Source organism: Variovorax sp. GW821-FHT09D05, assembly GCF_059416325.1.
Genome location: NZ_JBWKOZ010000003.1, coordinates 571,167 through 595,437, shown reverse-complemented (window position 1 = coordinate 595,437; position 24,271 = coordinate 571,167). Strand labels below are relative to the sequence as shown.

Here is a 24,271-nt window from a genome sequence, read left to right as displayed (position 1 = left end):
AGAACCCTAGCATCGGACCGATCTTCAAAGGACATCGAACATGAAAACTGTACTTATCACTGGCTGCTCTTCGGGTTACGGCAAAGCCACGGCAGAGCATTTCATCAAGCAAGGCTGGAACGTCGTCGCGACGATGCGCAAACCGGATCCGGCGTTTCTGGGTGAGCCTTCGCAGCGCTTGCGCGTGGTCCAGCTCGACGTGACGAACAACGACAGCATCGTGCAAGCCATTGGCCAAGGCATCGCCGCCTTCGGCAAGATCGACGTGCTGGTGAACAACGCGGGAATCGGCTTGTTCTCTGCCTTCGAGGTGACGCCAATGGAAACCGTGCGCGAGGTGTTCGAGACCAACACCTTCGGCGTCATGGCAATGACCCAGGCCATGATTCCGCTCATGCGCGAGCGCGGGGAAGGGGCCATCGTCAACGTGACCTCCAGCGTCTGCTTCGCCGGCATGCCGATGGTTGCGCCCTATGCGGCGAGCAAGTTCGCCATCGAAGGGTTCACCGAGGCCCTGTTCTTCGAACTTGAATCCATTGGTGTGCGCGTCAGGCTTGTGGAGCCCGGCTATGGTCCCGGGACAGCCTTCACGGCAAATGGCATGGACCGCATGAACGGCTTGATCTCGCCGCCGTACCAGGCGTATGCAGGGCAGCTCATGGCGCAGTTCGGGACTACCGGCGCAGTGACGACTCCAGATCAGGTCGCGGCGGCCGTCTTCGCTGCTGTTACGGAAGAGTCGGAAATGCTGCGCTTCCCGGCCGGACCGGACAGTGCCCATTTGGCCAATGCACGGTGGAACAGCACCGACGAGCAATTCCTGACAGGAATGCGGTCGATGCTGCGCATGAAGAGGTGAGTCGCGGCGCTCACGGCCGCGTACCCACCAGCACTGGCTGGAAGAACGCGCCGTCGATGCGCCGAACGTCCTTCAGCCCCGCTTCATGCATGAGCTCGCACAGCCGCGTCGTCGATATGGCGTAGTAGCGCGAGCGCATCACGCGCGTGCTCACGGCATGCGTGGCGAGGTCTTCCGTGACGAAGAAGAAGCCAAGGTCGTAGTGCTCGCCCGTGCCTCCGTCATCGAAATCCCAGACCTGGAACAGCACATGGCGTTGGCCGTTCTCCAGGCGTGCGCCGTAGTGCTTCACGATGTTGCTGCCGCGCTCTTCCTTCGCGTAGTCGCGCACGCTGACGACGCAGCCGCCGCCCGGGCGCAGGCAGGCGGTCATCTGGCGCAGGGCGGTCAGCAGGTCGGCGTCGGTCTGCAGATGCGGCATCGAGTTGTCGCACGACATCACGATGTCGAAGCCGCTGCCGTGATGCGTGTGCGCTTCGCGCATGTCGCACACCGAGAAAGCGATGTCGAGGCCGCGCAGTTTCGCTTCATGCCGCGCGCGTTCGATCTCGTTGGCCGACAGGTCGGAGGCCGTCACCACGTGGCCGAGTGCCGCGAGCCCGAGCGCTTGCGTGCCGATGCCGCACGACACGTCGAGCACTTTGCGATGCGCGCCACCACCGGGCCATTCGGCCTCGATGAGTTGCGAGAGCTTGTCGCCCTGCAGGCGGATGCTCTCGCTCCAGTCCGGATAGATCAGGTGATAGAGCGGTGCGAGCTCGTCGTAGAAATCGTCGGTCATGCGCTTTATCGTGGCACCTTGCCCACGGTGTTCGGCGCCCGGAGAAAGTCGAAGTCCACGCCCTTGTCGGCCTGCATCACGGTCTGCAGGAACAGCTTCTTGTAGCCGCGCTCGGCGGTGGGCTCGACCACCGTCGTTTCCGTCGCGCGGCGCGCCAGTTCTTCGTCCGCCACCAGCAGCGAGATCTCGCGCTTCGCCACGCTCAGCCGGATGCGGTCGCCGTTGCGCACATACGCCAGAGGCCCTCCGATGGCCGACTCGGGCGTCACGTGCAGCACGATGGTGCCGAAGGCGGTGCCGCTCATGCGACCGTCGGAGATGCGCACGATGTCTTTCACGCCGGTGCGCGCGAGCTTGCGTGGAATGGGGATGTAGCCCGCCTCGGGCATGCCAGGCGCCCCCTTGGGGCCGATGTTCTTGAGCACCAGCACGTCTTGCGGCGTGACGTCGAGCGCGTCGCTGTCGATGCGTTGCACCAGGTCTTCGGCGTTCTCGAAGACCACGGCGCGGCCCTCGTGCTCCATCAGCGCCGGGTCGGCGGCCGATTGCTTGATGATCGCGCCGCCTGGCGCCAGGTTACCCCACAGCACCGCGATGCCGCCCTGCGGATAGATCGGCTGGCTGGCGGGCCGCACCACGTCCTGCCTGAAGCCTGGCCCTGCGCGCTCGATTTCCTCGCCCAGCGTGCGGCCCGTGACCGTGAGTGCATCGAGGTGCAGCAGCGGCTTGAGTTCGCGCAGCAGCGTGGCCATGCCGCCTGCGGCGTGGAAGTCTTCCATGTAGTGCTGGCCCGAGGGCTTCAGGTCGAGCAGCACCGGCGTTTCGCGGCCCATGCGGTCGAGCGCGAGCAGGTCGATGTCCAGGCCCATGCGGCCGGCAATGGCCGCGAGGTGCACGATGCCGTTGGTCGAGCCGCCGATGGCCAGCAGCACGCGCATCGCGTTCTCGAAGGCGGCGGGGGTCAGCACCTTGTCGATGGTGAGGCGGTCGCGCGCGATCTGCACGGCCTGCGCGCCGGTCTGCTCGGCAATGCGGATGCGGTCGGCCGTTACGGCTGGTGGCGAGGCGCCGCCCGGCATCGTCATGCCCAGCGCCTCGGCAATGCAGGCCATGGTGCTGGCCGTGCCCATCACCGAGCAGGTGCCCACGCTCGCGACCAGCTGGTTGTTGACGTCGGCGGTTTCCTCGGCGTCGATCTCGCCCGCGCGATACCTGCCCCAGTAGCGCCGGCAGTCGGTGCAGGCACCCACGCGTTCGCCGCGGTGGCTGCCCGTGAGCATCGAGCCGGTGATGAGCTGGATCGACGGCAGGCCAGCGGAGGCCGCGCCCATGAGCTGCGCCGGCACGGTCTTGTCGCAGCCGCCGATGAGCACTACGGCGTCCATGGGCTGCGCGCGCACCATCTCCTCTGTGTCCATCGACATCAGGTTGCGCAGGTACATGCTGGTCGGCGCGGCGAAGCTCTCGTGCACCGAGATGGTCGGAAAGTCCATCGGCAGGCCGCCCGCGAGCATCACGCCGCGCTTGACGGCCTCGATGAGCTGCGGTGCGTTGCCATGGCAGGGGTTGTAGGCGCTGCCGGTGTTGGCGATGCCGACCACGGGGCGATCGAGCGCCGCATCGGTGTAGCCCGCGCCCTTGATGAAGGCCTTGCGGAGGAAGAGCGAGAAGCCGCGGTCGCCGTAGCTGGTCAGGCCCTTGCGCATGCCCGCGTTGCTGTTGCTGTTGTTGTCGTCGGGCTCGAAGGGGGATTCGGACATGGGACGTGGGTTTGTTGTTCGTCGGAACTGGTATTTGACTCGCTGACAGCTTTTCCGGCTTTTCTTTCAGTGCGCGCCTTCGGCCAGTGCAGCCTCGTAGACAGCAAGGTCGTCCGGCGAGAAGCAGCAGAAGACGACTTCCTCCACTGACGTGACGACCGCCAGCGCTTCGCGCACGGTGCTCACCGCGACCTTTGCCGCCAGCTCGACGGGATAGCCATAGATGCCCGTGCTGATGCTGGGAAACGCGATGCTGCCCACCCCTTGCCCGGCGGCGAGCGCCATCGAGCGCCGGTAGCACGACGCGAGCAGTTCGGGCTCGCCCGCCTCGCCACCACGCCACACGGGGCCGACCGTGTGGATGATGAAGCGGGCAGGCAGGCGGTAGCCCTTCGTGAGCTTGGCATCGCCCGTCTTGCAGCCGCCCAGCAGCCGGCATTCGTGCACCAGCTCCGGCCCTGCGGCGCGGTGGATCGCGCCGTCCACGCCACCGCCGCCGAGCAGCGAGGAGTTGGCGGCGTTGACGATGGCGTCGACCTGCAGCGTGGTGATGTCGGCGCGGATGGCGTGAAGGGTGGTCGTCATGGTGCGGTGGCTCGGGGCTGGCATCGTAGGCGCGCGGGCCGGAGTCGGGCAAACCCGCTTTCGATGTTTGTTGCAAATATTTACGATTCCCGGGTCGGGCGCATTTGCCCGGCGTCCGTCCGCTGCCATGGCGTCGATCTTGCATACGGCCGGACTGTTCTCAACCCGAGGGAGAGTCGATGAAAAGCTTGTTGCCATGGCGCCGCGCCGGTGTTCTTTGCATGGCGCTCGCAGGGGCGGTAGCCGCCCATGCGCAGGTGCTGCAATTCAAGTGGGGCCATGTCTACGAGCCCACGAGCATCTTCCACCAGCAGGCAGAGCTTGCGGCGCGCAAGATCGCTGAACAGTCCGACGGCAAGATCAAGATCGAGGTGGTGCCGTCTTCCAAGCTGGGGCAGGAGGCCGACTTTCCGCTGATGCTAGCGAACGATTCGGTGCAGATTGCCTACGTCGGGCAGGCCACGCTGGCCGAGGGCTATCCGCCGCTGAGCCTGGGGAGCTATCCCTTCGCCTTCAAGGACCTCGACCACATGCGCAAGTACCTGGCGAGCCCGCTGCTGGCCGACCTGATGAAAGGCTACAACGAGCGGAGCGGCAACCGCATGGTGGCCGCCGTGTACTACGGCGCGCGCCAGGTCACGTCGGCCAAGCCGCTGTCGAAGCCCGAAGACTTCCGCGACTTGCGCCTTTACGTGCCCGCCGCCGCGGCCTACCAGCTGTTTGCCACCGCGCTCGACGCCAAGCCGGTGACGCTGCCTTTCATGAGCCTCTACAGCTCGCTCAAGAAGAACGAGGTGGAGGCACAGGAAAACCCGCTGGACATCGTCAAGTCGAAGAAGCTCTATGAAGTGCAGAAGTACGTGCTGCTGACGGCGCATGTCTACGACACGCTGGGCATCGTCATCGGCAAGGCCGCATGGGCCAGGCTCGCGCCGCAGCAGCAGGCGATGGTGGAGAAGGTGCTTGTGGAAACCGCGAAGTGGACCAACGTCGGCGTGATCGCCGGCGAACTCGAGGACGAGAAGTTCCTGCGCGACAAGGGCATGACCGTGGCGCCGGTCAACCGGCAGCTGTTCCTGGAGCGGATCGTCAAGCGCTCGACGCCTGAGCAGGCGGGGGCGCGGCCGGGCGACTACGCAAAGCTGCAGGCGCTGGCAGGGGCGAATTAAGGCGCTTCGAAAGCACGCAGCAACGTCTGTGACAGCTCGGCCACGAGCGCTTCGCGCTGGGGCGAGGGGCGCCAGAAACTGCGCGTTGCAATGCCTGTCGATTCCCACTCGGGATGGTTGCGTGCCGGCTGCGCGCCACGCACCGCGGCCGCGGCGGCTCGCGTGGGGGAATCGCCGTCCTCGGGCGATTCGGCGGCGATGCGCTGCGTGGCCGCATGGCCGCGCTGCTCCAGCGCCTGCGTGAGCTTCAGCTGCCACGCGACCAGCGTGAACAGCACGCCGTCTTCCACGGTGAGTTCGTGCACGTCGCGCAGCTTGTTGGCCAGCTTGCGGCCGAGCGGTCCCCAGCCCTGCGACACCGCACCGCCGATGGCGCCACCCAGCGCTGCACCCGCGCCGAGCGAGATGCCGGCCACGGCCAGGTCGGCGACCACGCCCACCGCCGCACCGATGACCGCGCCCTTGCCGAGGCGCAGGCCCGCGTCCTTCATGGCTTCGGGGCTGAAGAAGTCGAGCGTCCAGCGGCCTTCGATCATCGGCAGCGGGGCCTCATCGGCGTCGCCCTGGCGAAAGCCGTAGAGCGCGAGCAGGTCGTCGGTGCAGCGCTGGGCCTTGTCGAACACGGCCTTCCGCAGCGCGGCGACGAGCGCTTGCCGTCGAGCGGTGTCAGCGAACTCGGTGGACGACACCGTGCGGCGCACCGCAGCGGCATCGACCAGCAGGGCGGCGATGCGCGTGCAGGCGGACTGGCGGCGTTGCACCGCTTCGTCGGCCAGTGCATCGACGACGCCGTGCAGCAGGTCGCGGCGCTCGCGCAGCAGCGTGGCCAGGTCGTTGTACAAGTCCTGCTCGGCGCCGACGAACGGGGCAGCCGCGTCGAAGCGCACCTGCACGTGCAGGCCGTAGGCCGAGAGCAGCTCTTTCCACGCGGGCTCGCGGCTGGCGGCATCGCGCACGAAATTCAGCACCGGCAGCACGGGGCGCGCGCAGGAGTTGAGCAACTCGATCTCGTCGCGGAACTTGGGCAGCACCGGTTCGCGCACATCGATGACGAGAAAGGCCGCGTCGATGTCGAGCATGGTGCGCAGCACCTTGGCCTCCTGCTCGAACACGCCATGGGCTTCGGGGCCCTGCAAGAACTGGCGGATGCGGTCGGGGGGCGTCGCTTGCGCATCGAAGCCGGCGAGGTGCTCGCGCAGCGCGACGGCGTCTTCGAGGCCCGGCGTGTCGAAGAAGCGCACGGCGGCTTCGCCGTTCACGTCGAGGTCGACCGATTCGACATGGCGCGTGGTGCCGGGGCGCTGCGACACCTCCCCGAAGCCGATGCGCCGCGTGAGCGTGCGCAGCAACGAGGTCTTGCCAGCGTTGGTGTGGCCGACGACGGCGATGCGGATGGGCTGTTGCGTCATGGGGCGATCGCGCTTTCCGGCAAGGCGATGTCCAGGCGATCGCTGGCGGTGATGCGCTCCAGGCCAGTGTCGCGCAGCCAGTCAAGCCATCGCTGCGTGGCGCTCGCACCGGGCGCGTCGGCCAGCCACAGGCGGCACTCGCCGCAATGCGCCAGCACTTCGCGCAGGAAGCGTTCGGTGCCGCGGTCGGGGCTCGATGCGGCGTGGCACACCAGCAGTACCGTGCGCGGATGGGTATGGGCCAACTGGTCGAGCAGGGCGCGGCGCGCGGGCGCACTGCCGTCGATGCGCTGCGCCTGCGTCGCGACGCCGGCGGGCAGGGCGGCTGGAGGCCAGGGCATGTCGGGCGGCAGTTCGAAGCCGACGACGAAGAGGGCCTCATGCAGTTCCGAGGCAGGCAGGCCCGCGGGCATGGCGCCGCGCCTGCGGCCCGGATCGGCATCGACGATGGCCGCCGGCGCCAACGCGGCAAAGCGGGCCAGCAGCTTGCGGTAGTAGGGCTCGCGCCAGTCGGGCTGCAGCGCCTTGCGGCGGCGCTTCCAGACAAAGGCGCTCAGCAGCACGAGCGCGACGCGCGGCAGCAGCCCGTAGACGACGATGCAGCCGGTCAGCCACAGTGCCCAGGTGCGCTGGCCTGCAGCGCCGGGAGTTGCGGCCAGCACGGTGGCGGCATCGGGCACCGGAAAGCCAAGCTTCGCCGGCGCCCAGCCCAGCACCTGCACTACGCGCACGAAGAAGTCCGGGTCAAGAATCGTCGTCTCCCAGCTCAGCGTGTAGCTGCGAAACGCGAGCGCGAACAGCATCGCGGCCAGCACCACGGCGAACGACAGCGACCAGATGCCGTGGCTCACCAGCCCGAAGGCCCATGGCAACAGCTTTGCGCGGGACAGCAGCCCCGTGGCCGCGCGCACCAGCACCGGCGCCTGTCCACGCTTGCCGCCCGCCACCCGCGCCGTGAGCGACAGCCAGATCCAGCCGAGCGATGCGGTATTGAACGAGCCGAGCGGCATCCACAGGCCCGCGAGCCACAGCAGCAGCGTGAGCGCGTGCAGGCCCAGCAGGCTCACGAGCGCGACGATCACGTTGATGTGGCGCTCGCCGCCGCCGACCACGTTGCCCGCCAGCCCGAGGCCGGCCATGACGATCAGCGCCACCAGCGCGAGCAGCACCCACGGCGCCCACTGCCGGGCACGTGCGAGTTCAGGCTGCAGGCCGATGCGCTCGCCGAGTTGTAGCGCGCGTTCGGTGATCTGCCCGTGGGCATCGGCTGTGCGCGAGGCGGCGATGCGAAGGGCTTGCGCGTCGTCGAGCGGGCCGCTCTGTTCGGTCCATCGGATCGCCTCGGTGATCACCGCATCCGGAAAAGCAGATTCGCGCAGCGCGGTGTTGGTCAACAGGGTCCCTTCGCAGCCAATCGGTCAATGAGGCCCCGCACGGCGCCGGGGCGCGCAAATTATGCCCGGCGAGCTTCGGGCAGCCACGACGAGAAACGGGGCCGCAAGCGGCCCCGTTGTGCATGGTGCGGGAGTCGGTGGCGCGTGCCCGGTCTCAGCGAAGGCCGAAGAACGAAAGCACGGCTACGACAACCACGACCAGACCGACGATGTAGATGATGGAATTCACGCGAAGACTCCTCTGGGTTGAAGATGAGTCCAGCATTGCGCCGCGTTCGCGGCATCACTGTCGGCAGGGGGCGGCGTGCGATGTAGGCGCGTGCGAAGCATCGGCCCACGACATGTCCCGCATCAGCGCTTCCTGGCCGGGCCGAGCGCCCGCTCGAGCAGCCACAGCATCGCCGTACGGGTTTCCTCTACGTCTGCGCCTGCGTCGATGGCCAGCGCGGCCCGGTCGAAGGCCGCCGCGAGCAGCGGGGTCAGGGCGTCGAGCGACGCCTCGCCCTTGCCCAGGCCGGCGCGCTCCAGCCCCTGTCGCAGCGACTTCGCCGAGGTCGCATCGTCCATGGCCATGACTTCGGCCATGCCCAGCACCGCGGGGCCGTCGATCAGCAGCAGCCGTGTGCGGCCCGGCGCCGTCATCGCATTCAGATAGGCCTTGCTGCCTTCGAGTAGCGCCTCGCGCGGCGATAGTTGCTCGGGCGTGGCCGCCTCGATGTCGGCGGCCACGGCTTCGCCTTCGCGCAGCAGCACCTGACGGAACAGGTCGCGCTTGTCGACGAAGTGGTGGTACAGCGCGCCGCGGGTGATGCCGGCTGCCGTCGCAATCTCCGGCGTCGAGGTGTCGCCGTAGCCCTTGCCGACGAAGAGCGCACGCGCCGCCTCGATCAGTGCGAGACGGGTGGCTTCCGTACGTTCACGGTTGGTTCGGACTGGGGTGGGTGAATCGGCCATTTACATACAGTCTGTCTGTAAGTTATATTCAAATTTACATGCAGCCTGTATGTTAAATGAAAGGACCCATCGTGAAAGTGACGAGCTACTACCCCGTTCTCATGACCAACGACGTGGCGGGAACGGCGAACTTCTACCAGGCGCACTTCGGCTTCACGCCGCTGTTCACGAGCGACTGGTATGTGCACCTGCAACTGGCGGACGAGCCCTCGGTGAATCTCGCCGTGCTCGACGGCCGGCACGAAACCATTCCGGCGTCCGCGCGCGGGCAGGTGGCTGGCGGCACGCTGTTGAACTTCGAGGTGGACGACCCCGACGCGGTGCACGACCGGCTGAAGGCCGCCGGCCTGCCGATCCTCCTGCCGCTGCGCGACGAGGCCTTCGGCCAGCGCCACTTCATCACGCGCGACCCGAACGGCGTGTTGATCGACATCATCAAGCCGATCCCGCCGAGCGGGGAGTTCGCTGCGCAATACGAGGCCGGCGCGTTGCCGACCTGACAACGATCAGGCGCGCAGTGCTTCGTCTTCCTCGAGGCTGTCGCCCAGGAACCCGCCGCTCTGGTGCGCCCAAAGCCGCGCATACAGGCCGCCCTGCGCCATCAGCGTGCGGTGGTCGCCTTCTTCCACCACGCGGCCTTCGTCGAGCACGATGAGCCGGTCCATCGCCGCGATGGTCGACAGCCGGTGCGCGATCGCGATCACGGTCTTGCCTTCCATCAGCGTGTAGAGGCTCTGCTGGATGGCGGCTTCGACTTCCGAGTCGAGCGCGCTGGTGGCTTCGTCGAGCAGCAGGATCGGCGCGTCCTTCAGCATCACGCGCGCAATGGCCACGCGCTGGCGCTGGCCGCCTGAGAGCTTCACGCCGCGCTCGCCCACATGCGCTTCGTAGCCGCGTCGGCCGCTTGCGTCGCCCAGTGTCTGGATGAAGTCGTGCGCTTCCGCACGCCCGGCGGCGGCCTCGATCTGCTCATGCGTGGCGTCGGGCCGGCCGTAGGCGATGTTGTCGGCCACCGAGCGGTGCATCAGCGAGGTGTCTTGCGTGACCATGCCGATGTGGCTGCGCAGCGAGTCCTGCGTGACGTGCGCGATGTCCTGCCCGTCGATCAGGATGCGGCCGCTTTCCAGGTCGTGAAAGCGCAGCAGCAGGTTCACCAGCGTCGACTTGCCCGCGCCCGAACGGCCGACCAGGCCGATCTTCTCGCCCGGCTTCACTGTCAGGTTCAGGTCGTCGATCACGCGGCGGCCTGCGTCGGCATAGCGGAAGCTCGCATGCTCGAAACGCACCTCGCCGCGCGGCACGTCGAGCACCGTGGCATTGGCCGCGTCGAGCACGGTGCGCGGGCGCGAAAGCGTCTTCATGCCGTCCTGCACGGTGCCGATGTTTTCGAACAGGCTGGTCATTTCCCACATGATCCAGTGCGACATGCCCTGCAGCCGCAGCGCCATTGCCGTGGCCGCGGCCACCGCACCCACGCCGACCGTGCCGTGCGACCACAGCCACAGTGCCACACCCGCCATGCCGGCCGTGAGGCCCATGCTCAGCGTGTGGTTGACGATTTCGAAGGCGCTCACCAGGCGCATCTGGCCGTAGCCGGTCTTCATGAACTCGCGCATCGCGTCGCGCGCGAAGCCGGCCTCGCGCTGCGTGTGCGAGAACAGCTTGACGGTCGCGATGTTGGTGTAGGCATCGGTCACGCGGCCGGTCATCATCGCGCGGGCGTCGGCCTGCGCCTTGCCGACCTTGCCCAGGCGCGGCACGAAGTACACCAGCGAGCCGATGTACAGCGCCAGCCAGATGATGAAGGGCCACATCAGCTGCGCGTCGAGCACACCCACCAGGATGATCATGGTGGCCACGTACACGCCCATGGCCACCAGCACGTCGGCCAGCACGAACACGGTGTCGCGCACCGCGAGCGCGGTCTGCATCACCTTGGCCGTGATGCGGCCGGCGAACTCGTCCTGGTAGAAGGCCATGCTCTGGCCCAGCATCAGCCTGTGAAAGTTCCAGCGCAGGCGCATCGGCAGGTTCACCGCGAGCGTCTGGTGCTTCACGATGGTCTGCAGCGCGACCACGCCGATGCTGATCACCAGGAACGCGGCCAGCCACATGAGCGTGGTGCCGCGGTCTGCCCACAGGCGCGCGGGCACCTGTGGGCCTAGCCAGTCGACGATGCGCCCGAGGATCGCGAACAGCGCCGCCTCGAAGATCGACATGACGGCGGTGAGCGCCGCCATCGCCGCGATCTTGCCGCGCACGCCGTGCGTGCAGGCCCAGAGAAAAGCGAGGAAGCCCTGCGGCGGCAAAGCGGGTTCGGCGGCGGGGTACGGATGGAGGAGTTTTTCGAAGAAGCGGAACAAGGACTGAGTCTCCCGGAGAGCTCAGGACTGTAGCCGCGCCTGCATGACCTTGCCCCGAAAAGGTGCGTTCGGTGGCGCATCCCGGCCCAGCCGCTCGCCCAGGAAGTCGATGAAAGTACGCAGCTTGGGCGACATGTACTGCCTGCTGGTGTACACCGCGAAAAGCGTGACGGGCGTGGCTTCGAACTCCGGCAGCAGCCACACCAGCCGGCCCTGCGCGATGTCGTCGTCGATCAGCCACAGCGGCATGAAGGCGATGCCCATGTCCGCGTGCACCGCGTGCAGCGTGAGCGTGGTGTCGTCGGAGCGCATGGCCGGCGCCAGCCGCAGCGGAAACATCCGCCCGCCCGGGCCCTTGAGCGCGAGGTTGTCCAGGTTCACGTAGCTCGGCACGATGGCGCCCAGCTTCGCGAGGTCGGCCGGCACTTCGGGTGCGCCGCCCATGCGCTTCAGGTAGGCCGGCGTGCCCGCCAGGAAGAAGGGCACGCGGCACAGCGGCCTGGCGATCAAGGCGGGCGAGGGCTCCTGCGTGGCACGCAAGGCCAGGTCGTAGCCGTCGGCCGCAAGATCGACCTTGCGGTTTTCCAGGTGCATGTCGACCAGCACCTCCGGGTACTTCTCGCGATAGTCGGCCAGCACCCGCGCGAAACGCGGCGTGGCGCACCACACGGGCGCGCTCACCTTGAGCTGGCCGCGTGGCGTGTCGTGCGTCTGGCCGATGGCGGCTTCGGCCGCGTCGAGCAGGTCGAGTGCGCGGCGGCTCTGCTCGTACCAGGCGGTGCCAGCCTCGGTCAGGCTGAGGTGGCGGCTGGAGCGGTGCAGCAGCCGCGCACCGAGCGATTTCTCAAGCTGTGCCACGTGCTTGCTGGCCATTGGCGGCGACATGTTCAGCCGCTCAGCCGCAGCCACGAAACTGCCGGCCTCCACGACTTCGCGGAACACCCGCAGGCTGGTCATCCGGTCCATGAGAACCCCCTTCAAGATTTCCTGTGAGGAACTGATTCGATGCATCGTAGCCTGTCGATTTCTCGGCAGGAAATGTCTACAGTCGATGCAACGCTTTCAAGGAGCATCGGCTTGACCCACGACAACACCACCGCGAACAACGCTTCGCGCCTGCCCACGTACTTCATCTCGCACGGCGGCGGCCCCTGGCCCTGGATGAAAAAGGAAATGGGCCCGACCTACGACCAGCTCGCCGCCTCGCTGGCCGACATGCCACGCCAGATCGGCCGCACGCCCAGCGCCATCCTCATGGTGTCGGCGCATTGGGAGGCGCCTGCCTTCACGGTGCAGGGCAGCCCCAAGCCGCCGATGATCTACGACTACGGCGGCTTCCCGGCCCATACCTACGAGGTGCACTACGACTCGCCCGGCTCGCCCGAACTCGCGCAGCGCGTGCAGTCGCTGATCGCTGCTGCCGGCCTGCCGGTGCAGATCGATCCCGAGCGCGGCTACGACCACGGCATGTTCGCGCCGATGGCCGCGATGTACCCGAAGGCCGACGTGCCGGTGGTGCAGCTGTCGCTTCGGCGCGGGCTCGACCCGGCCGAGCACCTGGCGCTGGGCCGCGCACTCGCACCGCTGCGCGACGAGAACGTGCTGATCGTCGGCAGCGGGCTGAGCTATCACAACCTGCGCAACTTCGGCCCGCAGGCGCATGGGGTGTCGAAGGCTTTCGACGACTGGCTCGATGAGGCGGTGGTGAAGAGCTCCGCTGGCGAGCGCAGCGCGCAATTGCTCGACTGGGATTCAGCCCCGGCGGCGCGCATGGCGCATCCGCGTGAAGAGCATCTGATTCCTTTGATGGTGGCCGTCGGGGCGGCCGAGGCAGATGCCGGTGAGCGCGTGTACCACGAAGACGCCTTCATGGGCGGTCTGGTGGTGTCGAGCTTCCGCTTCGGCGCGTAGAGCTAACTGCGCCGCGCGCCGTCGGCATCTACCAGCCCCACGCGCGTCTGCCGCCCCCACGTACCGCGCCCCGTCAGGAAAGTCCACCAACCCCAGGCTGCACCCGTGTGGCGCAGGATCTGAAAGGTGAACGGCTCGACCAGCGCTGCCATGAAGGCCTGCGCCATGTTCGCCTCGCTGCTGTGGCCGATCCAGCGCCGGTACAGGTACACCGACCACAGGTGAAAGGCGAGGTCGAGCACGATCTTCGCGCCGATCACGCCGGCCACCGGCGCCAGCACGCCGAAGTTGCCGCGCACCAGATACATCAGCAGCAGCCCGAAGGCGGCCAGGCCGTAGAGCGGCTGCAGCGTGTCGACGGCCTTCACCGGCAGCATCGCGACGCCGAGCCAGCCGTAGCGCCGGTCACCAACCATCGCTCGATACCAGAACTGCGTCTGCAGGAAGCCACCGAACCAGCGGCGGCGCTGGCGCAGGAAGGCGCCGGTGCTGCTCGGGGCATCGGTGTGTGCCTGTGCGTCGCCCAGCACGCGCACTGTCCATGGCAGGCCGTGCGCCTGCGCATGGCGGTGCAGGCGATGGATGAGTTCGTAGTCTTCCACCAGGCAGTCGGTGTCGAAGCCGCCCACGGCGCGCACCGCGTCGGTCCTGAAGCCGGCGAAGGCGCCGGAGATCAGCAGCAGGCCGTTGACGCGCATCCATGCATAGCGCGAGAGGAAGTTGCGGATGTACTCATAAGTCTGGAACCACTGGAAGCAGCGGCCGGCCAGCGAGCGGCTGCACACCGGGGTGATGACGCCGGTGGCGGCGACGAGGTTCGGCTCTTCGGAGAAGGCTCGGCGGACGGCGCCGATGGCATGGCTGTCGAGCAGCGTGTCGCCATCGACCGTGAGCACGGTGTCGGTGTCGATGCACAGGACGGCCGCGTTCAGTGCAACCGCCTTGCCGCCGTGCGGCAGGCGCAGCCAGTAAAGAGAGGGGTGTGTTGCACTGGCAGCGCTCAGCGAACCAAGTTCGGGCGCGACGAGCCCGTAGTGCGTGGTCAGCAGCTCTGCCGTGCCATCGGTCGAACCGTCGTCCGCGATCACGATGCGGTCGGGTGCGTCGGTCTGGCCGAGCAGGGCGGCCAGCGTCACGGGCAGCACGGCTGCCTCGTTGTGCGAGGCGACGATCACGCCCAGCGTGTTGCGCCTCACCGCGGCTGCAGGGGAAGGCGAGGGCCGGGGCCGCAATATCGGCAGCGTCATCCAGGCGACGAACAGCAGCAGCACGGTGTCGTACAGCACGTAGGCCACCCCCACCGACCAGGCTCCGACATTGCCGACCTTGAAGGCCATGGCGAAGAGCAGTGCCCACAGCACGAGCACGCCTCCATGAATGAGCCAGCTTCGCAGCGGCGTGCTGGGTGGAGACAGGCGCGGCGATGCGGCCACGAAGGCGCTTTGGAAAGGATCGTTCAAGGGAAGGTGCCCGGGCGGCTGTCGGTCGGTGGTTCGTTGTCGATACGCAAAAACTCGGCCTGCGGTTTCGAAAGTCCCAAGGCAAAGCCGGGACAATCGCACGCGTCATCGACTGAGTCGCCCCACGCCCGAAAATTCCCCGCATGCTCGCACAAACCCGCTACACCCGAACCGCGATCGCGCTGCACTGGCTGATAGCCGTGCTCATGGCCGTCAACATCGCCCTGATCCTGCTGGTCGACTACTATCCCGACGACTGGGTGCGCCCGGCCGTCGACACCCACAAGTCGATCGGCATCACGGTGCTGGGCCTGGTGATTTTGCGGCTCCTGTGGCGCGCCACGCACAAGCCGCCGGCCATGCCGGGCTCGTACGGTGCGCTCGAACGGTTCGCGGCGCATGCGGCCCACGGCACCTTGTACCTGCTGATGATCCTGTTGCCGCTGTCGGGCTGGATGCACGACTCGGCCTGGAAAGACGCCGCCACCCACCCGATGCAGCTTTTCGGCCTGTTCGAATGGCCGCGCATCGGCTGGATCATGGCCATCGAGCCCACCATGAAGGAAACCTGGCACACCGTGCTGGGCGGCGTGCATGTCTGGGCGGGCTATGTGCTGTACGTGCTCTTCGCGCTGCACGTGCTGGGCGCGCTCAAGCACCAGTTTTTCGACGGCGAGGCCGAACTCCAGCGGATGCTGCCATGACCACACAAGAAGAAACCGAGGGCCGCGAGGCCATCGCCCGCATCGACGCGCTGTCGACCCACTACGACCCGGTGCACGAGGGCGTGCGCGTGCGCTGGCGCCGCTTCGGTACCGACACCGCCCGGCCCCCGCTGGTGCTGCTGCACGGCGGCCATGGTAGCTGGATGCACTGGCTGCGCAACGCCGAGGCGCTGTCGGCAGGCCGCACGCTGTGGCTGCCCGATATGCCAGGTTTCAACGAATCCGATGCGCCGCCGCGCGTGGCGCCGGGCGAAGACTCGCTGCCACCGCTGCTTGATGCGCTCGGCGGCACGCTCGATCAGCTCATCGGCGCGGGCACGCCCATCGACCTCGGCGGCTTCTCCTTCGGCGGCTTGACGGCTGCACGGTTCGCAGTGCGACGCGGAGCCATCCGCCGCTTCGCGCTCGTGGGCAGCGGCGGCCACGGCACGCTGCGGCGCATGACGGCTCAGATGATCAACTGGCGCGCCGCCCCAGACCGAGAGGCGGAACGCGCCGCATTGCTGAACAACCTGGCCGCGCTGATGCTGCACGACCCGGCAGCCATCGACGCGCTGGCCTTCGAGATCCATGACATCTCGTGCCATGGCACGCGCTTTCGCAGCAAGGAGGTGTCGCAGTCGGGCGGGCTGCAGCAGGCGCTCGGTACGCTGGGCGTGCCTACGCTGCTGCTGTGGGGCGAGTACGACGTCACCGCCGACCCGCGCCCGCTGGTGGCGCGGCTGGTGGCCGAAGGCCCGGGGCGCGAAGGCGTGGTGATCGACGGCGCCGGGCACTGGGCGCAGTACGAGCGCGCCGACGAAGTCAATGCGCGGCTGCTGGAGTTCTTTCGCTGAACCCTATTGCTGCTGCTTTACCAGCCCCAGCTTGCGGATGATGTCGCCCCACTGCTCGTAGGTCGCGCGCGTCAGCGCGGCCAGCTCCGCGGGGCTCGACGACTCGGCCTCGTACGCGCCCTGGCGGAAGAAGTCGCGCGTGGCCGGCATCGCCAGCACCTGCGCCAGCGCGGCATGCAGCTTCTCGACCACCGGAGCCGGCATGCGCGCCGGCCCATAGAAACCCAGCCAGCTCGGCATGTCCACGCCGCTCACGCCCTGTTCGCCCATGGTGGGCACGTCGGGCAGCATCGGGCTGCGCTTGGGCGCCGCTACGGCCAGCATGCGCACCTTGCCGGTGGCCGTGTTCTGTATGGCGTTGGGCGCGGCATCGAAGTAGTACTGCACGCGGCCTGCGAGAAAGTCTTTTGCGGCGTCGGCGCCGCCCTTGTAGGGCACGTGCACCACGTCCAACCCCGCCTGCCGCGCGAAAGCCTCGCCGTAGATGTGCGACGAGGTGCCGGTGCCGAAGGAGGCGTAGCTCATCTTCCCCGGGTTGGCCTTGATGTACGCCACCAGCTCCTGCACCGTGCGCGCCGGCACGCTCGCATGCACGGTCAGCACCAGCGGCCCGCGCGCGCCTAGCGAGATCGGTGTCAGGTCCTTGAACGGGTCGTAGCGCACCTGCGCCAGCGTCTGCGGGTTCTGCGCCACCACGGAGGAGGGCGCATACATGAAGGTGTAGCCGTCGGGCGCGGCGCGAATCACCTCTTCAGTCGCAAGGATGAAGCTCGCGCCGGGCCGGTTCTCGACGATCACCGGCGTCTGCAGCACCTCGGCGAGCTTGTTGGCGACGAAGCGTGCCTGCGAGTCCGACGCGCCACCTGCCGCCAGGCCCAGCACGATGCGAATGGTGCGGCCCTTGTCCGGAAAAGGAGCGGCGGCATGGGCTGCCAGCAGCGGCATGGCCGCACCGAGCGCAAGCCAGGCGGTAAAGCGGCGGCGATCAAGAAGGGAGCGCATGCCGCTCATTGCTTGGCCAACCCGACCTGCTGCACCATCGCACCCCAGCTGTCGTAGGTCGTGCGCGTGATGCCGGCAAATTCCTCCGGCGTGGTGCCCCCCGCCTCGTAGCCGCCGCTGCGATAGAACTCGCGCACCTGCGGCATCGCCAGCACCTTCGCGAGCGCCGTGTTGAGCTTTTCGACCACCGGCGCCGGCATGCGCGCCGGCCCGTAGAAGCCCAGCCAGCTCGGCAGATCGAGGCCCGCGTAGCCTTGCTCGGCGAATGTGGGTACGTCGGGCAGCGCGGCAATGCGCGCGTTGGCGGCCACCGCGAGGATCTTCACCTTGCCCGTGGCCGAGGTGATGATGGCCGACGAGGCCGAGTCGAACATGTACTGCACGCGTCCGCCGATCAGGTCTTTCGCCGCGTCGGAGCCGCCCTTGTACGGGATGTGCACCGCGTCGATGCCGGTCTTCTTCACGAAAGCCTCGCCGTAGATGTGCGACGAGGTTCCCGCGCCGAACGAGGCGTAGCTCACCTTGCCGGGGTGCGCCTTCACGTAGGCCACCAGTTCCTTCACGTTGTTCACCGGCACGCTGGTGCTCAGCGACAGCACCAGCGGCCCGCGCCCGCCCATCGAGATGGCGGTGAAGTCATTGAACGGGTCGTAGGGCACCTGGGCGAATGTGTGCGGGTTCTGCGCCATGGTGGACGAGGGCGCGTACAGCAGCGTGTAGCCGTCGGGCAGGGCACGCGACACCTCGTTGGCTGCCAGCATGGTGCTGGCGCCGGGCTTGTTGTCGACGATCACGCTGGTGCCCAGCACCTCGCCGAGCTTCTGCGCCACGATGCGCGCCTGCGCATCGGTGCCGCCGCCGGCGGTGAAGCCCACGACGATGCGGATGGGCTTGCCGCGCGCCGGAAAGTCCTGTGCCACGGCCAGTGATGCAAGGCCCAGGAAGGCTGCGGCGCCGAGGGCCGAGCCGAAGGCACGGCGGGTGCCGTGAAGTTTCTTCATCGATGTCTCCTTTGGATTTCTCTTTCTATATTGATCTTGAAAACCATAAAAATCCATATTTACTAGGGAATACCCCAGAGATATGGCTTTTGAGTTTGACAAAATGGAAAGTGAAATCAAAATACGAAGAAACAAGCCAAGCCGAGAACGCACTCATGAAAACTGTCGTCCGTACCGACGAGCGCATCCTGTCTTCCGACATCTTCGACCGCGACAGCCGCGTCAAGCGGCCTGACCACGGCAGCTGGGCCGAGCCCGGCAAGAGCATTCCGGTCTATCACCGCTGCGGCGTGCTGGTGGTCGGAGGCGGCCCGTCGGGCACGGCGGCCGCAGCAGCAGCGGCCCGCGCGGGCGCCGACGTGGCGCTGCTGGAGCGCTACAACCACCTGGGAGGCCTGTCGACCGGCGGTCTCGTCATCTGGATCGACCGCATGACCGACTGGGAAGGCAAGCTGGTGATCCGCGGCTTCGCCGAAGAGCTGTTCGACCGACTGCCGGCCGACGCCATCGCCGGCCCCTCGCCTGCAGACTGGGGCTCGCAGGACACGGCCAAGGCCGCGCACTGGTCGCAGCGCACTGCCGCCTATCACGGCGTCGTCACCTGGTCGCCCACCATCGACCCCGAGCGGCTGAAGCTGCTCTCGCAAGAGATCGTGCTGGAGCGCAAGGTCAAGCTCATCTACCACTCGTGGGCCGCCATTCCCATCGTGCAGGACGGTGCCGTCAAGGGCGTGGTGTTCGAGAGCAAGGAAGGCCGCATGGCCATCATGGCCGACGTGGTGGTCGACGCCACCGGCGACGGCGACCTGTTCGCCCGGGCCGGCGCCGACTACGTGAACGACATCGAAGAGGCCGACGTGCACCACTGCATGAACACCTCGTGGCTCTTCGGCGGCGTGGACATGAACCGCTGGATCGAGTTCAAGGCCGGCCAGCCCGAGGCCTTCACCGCCTTCATGGCGGGCGGCCGCGAGCAGTGCGGCCTGTTCGAGCGGCCTTTCGTCTCGTGGCGCAACGACGTTGCCCTCTTCATGGGGCCGCGCCAGTCGGGCTACTCGGCGCTCGACGTGGACGACCTCACTGCCGTGGAAGTGCGCTCGCACCGCGCCATGGCCGCACACCTGGACTACTTCCGCTCCCATGCACCGGGCTTCGAGAATGCCTACCTGATGCTGAGCGCGCCGCAGATCGGCGTGCGCCATGCGCGTCGCCTGAGCGGCGTGGGCTCGGTGCTGCGCAGCCAGTGGCCCGACGGTGTGCCGCTGGCCGACGAGATCGGCGTGTCGCCCGCGGTGTCGCCGAAGTTTCCGAACATCTCCATTCCCTACGGCGCGCTGGTGCCGCAGAAGCTCGACGGCCTGCTGGCCTGCGGGCGCCACATTTCGTGCGACCGCAACTCGCACGGCTTCATGCGCGAGATTCCCCAGTGCTGGATCACCGGCCAGGCCGCGGGCGTGGCGGCGGCGCTGGCATCGCGCGGCGGCATCGCGCCGCGCTTCATCGACGTGGGTGCGTTGCAGTCCGAACTGCTGGCCCAGGGCGTGTACCTGCGAGCCGGGGCACCCGGAATTGGGCAGGGCGCGGCGTCGCCTGCAACGGCCGAAGCCGGCGTCTGAGCCATCGGCCATGACCCCGGACGCGCTCTCTTCGCAAGCCTCTACATTGGAGAGTCCTGAGAAGAGTCTTGCAAAGGGTCCCTCCATGTCCACTGAAAAAAACGACACCTCCTTTTCCGCGGCCGAACCGGTGGAAGTGCGCGGCGAGCGCTCCGACACCGTGAGCGCGCTGGAGCGCGGCATCTCGGTGCTGCGCTGCTTCAGCGAAGAACGCCCGGTGCTGGGCCATGCCGACATTGCGCGCATCACCGGTATTCCGCGCCCCACCGTCAACCGGCTGGTCGCCACGCTGCTCTCGCTGGGCATGCTCAAGCCCGCGCAGGCGGCCGACCGCTTCATGCTCGGGCCGGGCGTGGTGTCGCTGTCGCGCGTGTTCCTCGGCAGCCTCGACGTGCGCGCCGCAGCGCGGCCCAGCATGCAGGCGATGGCGGAGGAGGTGGGTGCCTCGGTCTACCTCGCGATCCGCGACGGCATGGAGATGGTGCTCATCGAAGCCTGCCGCCCGCGCTCGTCGATGCTCTCGGCGCGGCTCGACGTGGGCTCGCGCGCGCCGCTGGCCAACTCTGCCCTCGGCCGCTCGTACCTCTCGGCATTGCCCGAGGTGCAGCGCAACCAGCTGATCGATTCGATGCGCCTGCTGCGTGGCCCCGAGTGGGACAGCATCGCGCCGAACATGAATCGCGCCATCGGCGAATCGAAGCGGCTGGGCTATTGCCTGTCGCTCGGCGAATTCCACCGCGAGATCAACTCCGTGTCGGTGCCCCTCATCGGGCCTGACGGCGAAGTGATGGCGCTCAACGGCGGCGGCGCTGCCTTCGTCTTCACCGAGGAGCGCCTGCGCAACGAACTCGCACCGCGCCTGCACGACATCGCGCTGAGCATTGCGCGCGATATCGGCGGCCACGTGCCCACACCCTCGCCGGGCTAGCAGGCCCGGCCGGGGTTCACCCCCCACGACACAGAAGAACGGAGACACAGGCCATGCACCTGAGCGATGAAGAAAAAGCCATGTACGACGGGCGCGACGGCCCGGCCGTGCAGAAGGCGATGGACCTGCTGATGCGCTACGGCGAGGCATTGGGCGCCGAGCGGCTGGTCGAGACGCGCAACGTCTGCGCCACCATCACCTCGACCACGCCCTTCCAGCGCGACTTTGCGCTTGCCAAGGGCGGCGGCATGGATGCGGTGTTCTCCGAGTTCAGCCTCGACAGCCAGGAAACGGTCGAGATTCCGAAGTTCAAGGTCTTCACCAGCCACCTGCAGCTGGGCTTCGACCCCGGCCAGCCCGAGCGCATGGGCGTGAGCGAGGAGATCGTCCAGTTCTACAACAAGAGCGAGCGGCACGCTGCCGGCTTGGGCGCGCAGATCATGAACACCTGCACGCCTTACCAGGTCGGCAACATCCCGACGCGCGGCGAGCACTGCGCGTGGATGGAGTCGTCGGCGGTCGTGTATTGCAATTCGGTGCTGGGCGCGCGCACCAACACCGAAGGCCGCGAGAGCACGGGTGCCGCCATGCTCACCGGCCGCATTCCGTATTGGGGCTACCACCTCGACGAGAACCGCCGCGCCACGCACGTGGTCGAGCTAGACATCGAGGTCGAGTCTGTGCAGGACTGGGGCCTGCTCGGCTACTACATCGGCGAGCACGTGCAGGAGCGCGTGCCGGTGGTGCACAGCAAGCGCGGCATTGGCCGCGTGCCGAACCTGCCGCGGCTCAAGCACTTCGGCGCCGCGGCATCTTCATCGGGCGGCGTGGAGATGTATCACATTGCCGGCATCACGCCCGAGGCGCTCTCGCTCGAACAGGCGCTCGGCGGGCGTGCCCCGGTCGAGGTGCTGCGCTACGGCGAGACCGAGCGCCGCGCCACCTACGAGAAGATCAACGTCACGGGCAAGGACTCGGAAATCCAGTACGTGATGCTGGGCTGCCCGCACTACACCATCGAGCAGATCTGGGAGGCCGCGCAGCTCATCGAGGGCCGCAAGGTGCATCCGAGCTGCGAGCTGTGGATCTTCACGCCGCGCGCCATCAAGTCGCTGGCCGACCGTAACGGCTACACGAAGATCATCGAGGACGCGGGCGGAATCATCATGAGCGACAGCTGCTCCGCCATGAGCCGCGCCGTGCCCAAGGGCACGAAGACCGTGGCGCTCGATTCGGCCAAGCAGGCCCACTACCTGCCCGCCATCCTCGGTGTGCAGGCCTGGTTCGGCAGCACGGCCGAATGCATCGATGCCGCCTGCACCGGCCGCTGGAACGGAGGCTACGCATGAGCGACGCAGTCATCACGGAGAAAACCATCGTCATCCGTGGCCGCAAGGTGGTGGGCGGCGTAGCCGAGGGCGAGGCCCTGGTCACGCGCGACCGCATCTCGGGCTGGGGCGGCATCGATCCGCGCACCGGCACCGTCATCGAGACGCGGCACGAACTGCGCGGCCAGAGCTTCGCGGGCAAGGTGCTGGTGTTTCCGGGAGCCAAGGGCTCGTCGGGCTGGTCGGCGATGTTCCACATGACGCGGCTCATGAACTCGGCGCCGGCAGCGTTCCTCTTCAACGAGATGACGACCAAGATGGCGCTGGGCGCCGTGGTCACGCACTCGCCCTCGATGACCGACTTCGAGCGCGACCCGCTCGAGTGCATCGCAACCGGCGACTGGGTGCGCGTGGACGCCGATCGTGGCGTGATCGAGATCACCAAGAAGAACAACATATCCGGAGATCGCTCATGACCCGCCCCCTGCGCAGCAACTTCCCGCGCGGCTCCTACCTGTGGTCGGTGCGCAATGCGCACTGGCGCGCGCTCGGCATTCCGGAAGAGGATTGCGAGAAGCCCAAGATCGCCGTCGTCAACAGTTCGTCGGAACTGGCCGCCTGCTTCAGCCATCTCGACCGCGTGGCGGGGGAGATAAAGGCCGCGATCCGCGCCGCGGGCGGCATTCCCTTCGAGATCCGCACGGCAGCGCCCAGCGACTTCATCACCGGCGCCGGCGCGCGCGGCGCCTACATGCTGGGTGCGCGCGACCTGGTCACCAACGACATCGAGGTGGCGGTCGAAGGCGCACAGCTCGACGGCATGGTGTGCCTCACCTCCTGCGACAAGACAGTGCCGGGCCAGCTCATGGCTGCCGCTCGGCTCAACATTCCGACGCTGCTGGTGCCCTGCGGCTACCAGCCCAGCGGCGAGTACCGCGGCAGGCACATGGATATCGAGGAAGTGTTCATCGGCGCGATGCACGCTGTCACCGGCAACCTGCCGGTGGAAGAGCTCGTGGGCATGAGCCGCGAAGCGATCCGCGGCCCGGGCGTGTGCTCGGGCCTGGGCACGGCCAACTCGATGCACATCGTCTGCGAAGCGCTTGGCATGGCCTTGCCCGGCAGTGCGCCGGTGGCGGCGCTGAGCCAGAAGATGATGGCCGACGTGCGCGCAGCCGGCACCCGCATCGTGCAGATGGTGTGGGACGACCTGAAGCCGCGCGACATCCTCTCGCTCGGCGCTTTCGTCAACGCGGTGCGTGCGGTGCTTTCAGTCGGCGGCTCGCTCAACACCGCCAAGCACCTGCAGGCGATAGCGACCGAAGGGGAGTGCGGCGTCGACGTGTACGGCCTCTTCGAAAGCCTCGGCCCCACGACGCCGGTGCTGGCCGGCGTGCGGCCCATCGGCGAGCATTCCATCGAAGCCTTCGAGGCAGCGGGTGGTTGCCGCGCGCTGATGAAGCAGCTCGAGCCCTTGCTCGACACCAGCGCGCTGACGGTCACAGGCGGCACCGTGGCCGAGAGCCTGCGCAACGCCGAAGTGGCCGACGCCGAAGTGATCCGCCCCATCGACCGCCCGGTCGCACCGCTGCCGGCCATCGTGCTGCTGCGCGGCAACCTCGCGCCCGAATCGGGCCTCATCAAGACCGGCATCGCAGAGCGCAAGGTGCGGCGCTTCACCGGGCCGGCCGTGTGCTTCTGGACTTCGGATGCGGCCATCGCTGCGCTGAAGAAGGGCGAGATCGTGCCCGGCCAGGTGGTCGTGATGCGCGGCGCCGGCGCCTGCGGCGGCCCGGCCATGGGTGGCGGTGCGTCGCGCGTGGTCTTCGCTGTCGATGGCGCGGGCCTTGGGGACCAGGTCGCACTGCTCACCGACGGGCATCTCTCGGGCCTCGTCTGCAAGGGGCTCGTGGTGGCCGAGGTGTCGCCCGAAGCCGCGCTGGGCGGACCGCTCGGGCTGGTGCGCGACGGCGACGTGATCACCATCGACCTCGACGCGCGCCGCCTCGACATCGCGCTGACCGACGCCGAACTCCAGGCCCGTCGCGCCGACTGGCAGGCGCCGCCGCCGGCCTTCGACACCGGCTGGCTGCAGCAGTACCGGCGCAACGTGAGTCCGCTCTCCAAGGGCGCAGTGCTCGTGCGCACCGAACGCCCCGAGCCCTCGAGCTAGACCTTTTCCACCCCGGC

22 protein-coding genes are annotated in these 24,271 nt (G+C 67.7%); 11 read left to right on the top strand and 11 right to left on the bottom strand.

Features of this window, described 5'->3' with window-relative positions:
* The first annotated feature begins 40 nt into the window (after positions 1–40).
* Positions 41–859 carry an SDR family oxidoreductase gene (locus AC07O3_RS10750; RefSeq protein ID WP_307615474.1) on the top strand — a complete coding sequence of 273 codons (819 nt, stop codon included), beginning with the start codon at positions 41–43 and terminating at the stop codon, positions 857–859.
* A 10-nt stretch (positions 860–869) separates the two neighbouring features.
* On the opposite strand, the gene AC07O3_RS10745 is transcribed toward AC07O3_RS10750, so the two are convergent.
* The 3 genes from AC07O3_RS10745 to AC07O3_RS10735 form a co-directional block, all read right to left on the bottom strand.
* Positions 870–1,640: a class I SAM-dependent methyltransferase gene (locus tag AC07O3_RS10745; RefSeq protein WP_495339282.1), complete on the bottom strand. Its 771-nt coding sequence runs from the start codon at positions 1,638–1,640 to the stop codon at positions 870–872.
* Positions 1,641–1,645: 5 nt separating this feature from the next.
* Entirely contained in the window at positions 1,646–3,400 is a 1,755-nt protein-coding gene (locus AC07O3_RS10740) for an IlvD/Edd family dehydratase (protein ID WP_495339281.1), read from the bottom strand.
* A gap of 66 nt (positions 3,401–3,466) precedes the next feature.
* Positions 3,467–3,985, bottom strand: coding sequence for an O-acetyl-ADP-ribose deacetylase (locus AC07O3_RS10735; protein ID WP_495339280.1), 519 nt, complete (start codon positions 3,983–3,985; stop codon positions 3,467–3,469).
* Between the two features lie 179 nt (positions 3,986–4,164).
* Here AC07O3_RS10735 and AC07O3_RS10730 point away from each other — a divergent pair, with 179 nt between their 5' ends.
* Positions 4,165–5,154 carry a sialic acid TRAP transporter substrate-binding protein SiaP gene (locus AC07O3_RS10730; protein ID WP_495339279.1) on the top strand — a complete coding sequence of 330 codons (990 nt, stop codon included), beginning with the start codon at positions 4,165–4,167 and terminating at the stop codon, positions 5,152–5,154.
* Here the strand turns inward: AC07O3_RS10730 and AC07O3_RS10725 are convergent.
* The 3 genes from AC07O3_RS10725 to AC07O3_RS10715 form a co-directional block, all read right to left on the bottom strand.
* Complete coding sequence (locus AC07O3_RS10725; protein WP_495339278.1) at positions 5,151–6,563, bottom strand: GTPase/DUF3482 domain-containing protein; 1,413 nt, start codon at positions 6,561–6,563, stop codon at positions 5,151–5,153. The two genes, AC07O3_RS10730 and AC07O3_RS10725, sit on opposite strands and share 4 nt — an antisense overlap.
* Positions 6,560–7,957, bottom strand: a complete 1,398-nt coding sequence (locus AC07O3_RS10720) for a DUF2868 domain-containing protein (protein ID WP_495339277.1) — start codon at positions 7,955–7,957, stop codon at positions 6,560–6,562. The genes AC07O3_RS10725 and AC07O3_RS10720 overlap by 4 nt, the downstream gene beginning before the upstream one ends.
* 351 nt (positions 7,958–8,308) lie before the next feature.
* Positions 8,309–8,911: a TetR/AcrR family transcriptional regulator gene (locus tag AC07O3_RS10715; RefSeq protein ID WP_495339276.1), complete on the bottom strand. Its 603-nt coding sequence runs from the start codon at positions 8,909–8,911 to the stop codon at positions 8,309–8,311.
* Between the two features lie 56 nt (positions 8,912–8,967).
* Between AC07O3_RS10715 and AC07O3_RS10710 the strand changes: the two genes are divergently transcribed.
* The gene (locus AC07O3_RS10710; protein WP_495339275.1) at positions 8,968–9,411 is read left to right on the top strand and encodes a VOC family protein; all 444 of its coding nucleotides are present in this window, start codon (positions 8,968–8,970) and stop codon (positions 9,409–9,411) included.
* Positions 9,412–9,417: 6 nt separating this feature from the next.
* Here the strand turns inward: AC07O3_RS10710 and AC07O3_RS10705 are convergent, their stop codons facing one another.
* Together AC07O3_RS10705 and AC07O3_RS10700 are read right to left on the bottom strand one after the other, a co-directional pair.
* The gene (locus AC07O3_RS10705; RefSeq protein WP_495339274.1) at positions 9,418–11,274 is read right to left on the bottom strand and encodes an ABC transporter ATP-binding protein; all 1,857 of its coding nucleotides are present in this window, start codon (positions 11,272–11,274) and stop codon (positions 9,418–9,420) included.
* A gap of 21 nt (positions 11,275–11,295) precedes the next feature.
* On the bottom strand, positions 11,296–12,240 hold the full coding sequence (locus tag AC07O3_RS10700; protein WP_495339273.1) for a LysR family transcriptional regulator: 945 nt from the start codon (positions 12,238–12,240) through the stop codon (positions 11,296–11,298).
* Between the two features lie 111 nt (positions 12,241–12,351).
* Between AC07O3_RS10700 and AC07O3_RS10695 the strand changes: the two genes are divergently transcribed.
* The gene (locus AC07O3_RS10695) at positions 12,352–13,185 is read left to right on the top strand and encodes a DODA-type extradiol aromatic ring-opening family dioxygenase (protein ID WP_495339272.1); all 834 of its coding nucleotides are present in this window, start codon (positions 12,352–12,354) and stop codon (positions 13,183–13,185) included.
* A gap of 2 nt (positions 13,186–13,187) precedes the next feature.
* Here the strand turns inward: AC07O3_RS10695 and AC07O3_RS10690 are convergent, their stop codons facing one another.
* Positions 13,188–14,645 (bottom strand): glycosyltransferase family 2 protein, encoded by a 1,458-nt coding sequence (locus AC07O3_RS10690; protein WP_495339271.1) that lies wholly within the window; start codon positions 14,643–14,645, stop codon positions 13,188–13,190.
* Between the two features lie 143 nt (positions 14,646–14,788).
* On the opposite strand from AC07O3_RS10690, the gene AC07O3_RS10685 reads away from it, so the two are divergent.
* Complete coding sequence (locus tag AC07O3_RS10685) at positions 14,789–15,349, top strand: cytochrome b (RefSeq protein ID WP_093055740.1); 561 nt, start codon at positions 14,789–14,791, stop codon at positions 15,347–15,349.
* Entirely contained in the window at positions 15,346–16,206 is an 861-nt protein-coding gene (locus AC07O3_RS10680) for an alpha/beta fold hydrolase (protein WP_495339270.1), read from the top strand. The genes AC07O3_RS10685 and AC07O3_RS10680 overlap by 4 nt, the downstream gene beginning before the upstream one ends.
* 3 nt (positions 16,207–16,209) lie before the next feature.
* On the opposite strand, the gene AC07O3_RS10675 is transcribed toward AC07O3_RS10680, so the two are convergent.
* Together AC07O3_RS10675 and AC07O3_RS10670 are read right to left on the bottom strand one after the other, a co-directional pair.
* Entirely contained in the window at positions 16,210–17,217 is a 1,008-nt protein-coding gene (locus AC07O3_RS10675; protein WP_495339269.1) for a Bug family tripartite tricarboxylate transporter substrate binding protein, read from the bottom strand.
* The gene (locus AC07O3_RS10670; RefSeq protein ID WP_495339268.1) at positions 17,214–18,209 is read right to left on the bottom strand and encodes a Bug family tripartite tricarboxylate transporter substrate binding protein; all 996 of its coding nucleotides are present in this window, start codon (positions 18,207–18,209) and stop codon (positions 17,214–17,216) included. Before AC07O3_RS10670 ends, AC07O3_RS10675 begins: the two co-directional genes overlap by 4 nt.
* Positions 18,210–18,364: 155 nt before the next feature.
* On the opposite strand from AC07O3_RS10670, the gene AC07O3_RS10665 reads away from it, so the two are divergent.
* The 5 genes from AC07O3_RS10665 (at position 18,365) to ilvD (ending at position 24,254) form a co-directional block, all read left to right on the top strand.
* Entirely contained in the window at positions 18,365–19,825 is a 1,461-nt protein-coding gene (locus AC07O3_RS10665) for an FAD-dependent oxidoreductase (RefSeq protein ID WP_495339267.1), read from the top strand.
* A gap of 85 nt (positions 19,826–19,910) precedes the next feature.
* Positions 19,911–20,753 (top strand): IclR family transcriptional regulator, encoded by an 843-nt coding sequence (locus tag AC07O3_RS10660; protein ID WP_093073402.1) that lies wholly within the window; start codon positions 19,911–19,913, stop codon positions 20,751–20,753.
* Positions 20,754–20,806: 53 nt separating this feature from the next.
* The gene (locus tag AC07O3_RS10655; protein ID WP_495339266.1) at positions 20,807–22,102 is read left to right on the top strand and encodes an aconitase X; all 1,296 of its coding nucleotides are present in this window, start codon (positions 20,807–20,809) and stop codon (positions 22,100–22,102) included.
* Positions 22,099–22,557, top strand: coding sequence for an aconitase X swivel domain-containing protein (locus tag AC07O3_RS10650; protein WP_495339265.1), 459 nt, complete (start codon positions 22,099–22,101; stop codon positions 22,555–22,557). Before AC07O3_RS10655 ends, AC07O3_RS10650 begins: the two co-directional genes overlap by 4 nt.
* Positions 22,554–24,254, top strand: coding sequence for a dihydroxy-acid dehydratase (gene ilvD / locus AC07O3_RS10645; RefSeq protein WP_495339264.1), 1,701 nt, complete (start codon positions 22,554–22,556; stop codon positions 24,252–24,254). Before AC07O3_RS10650 ends, ilvD begins: the two co-directional genes overlap by 4 nt.
* The last annotated feature ends 17 nt before the right edge of the window (positions 24,255–24,271 follow it).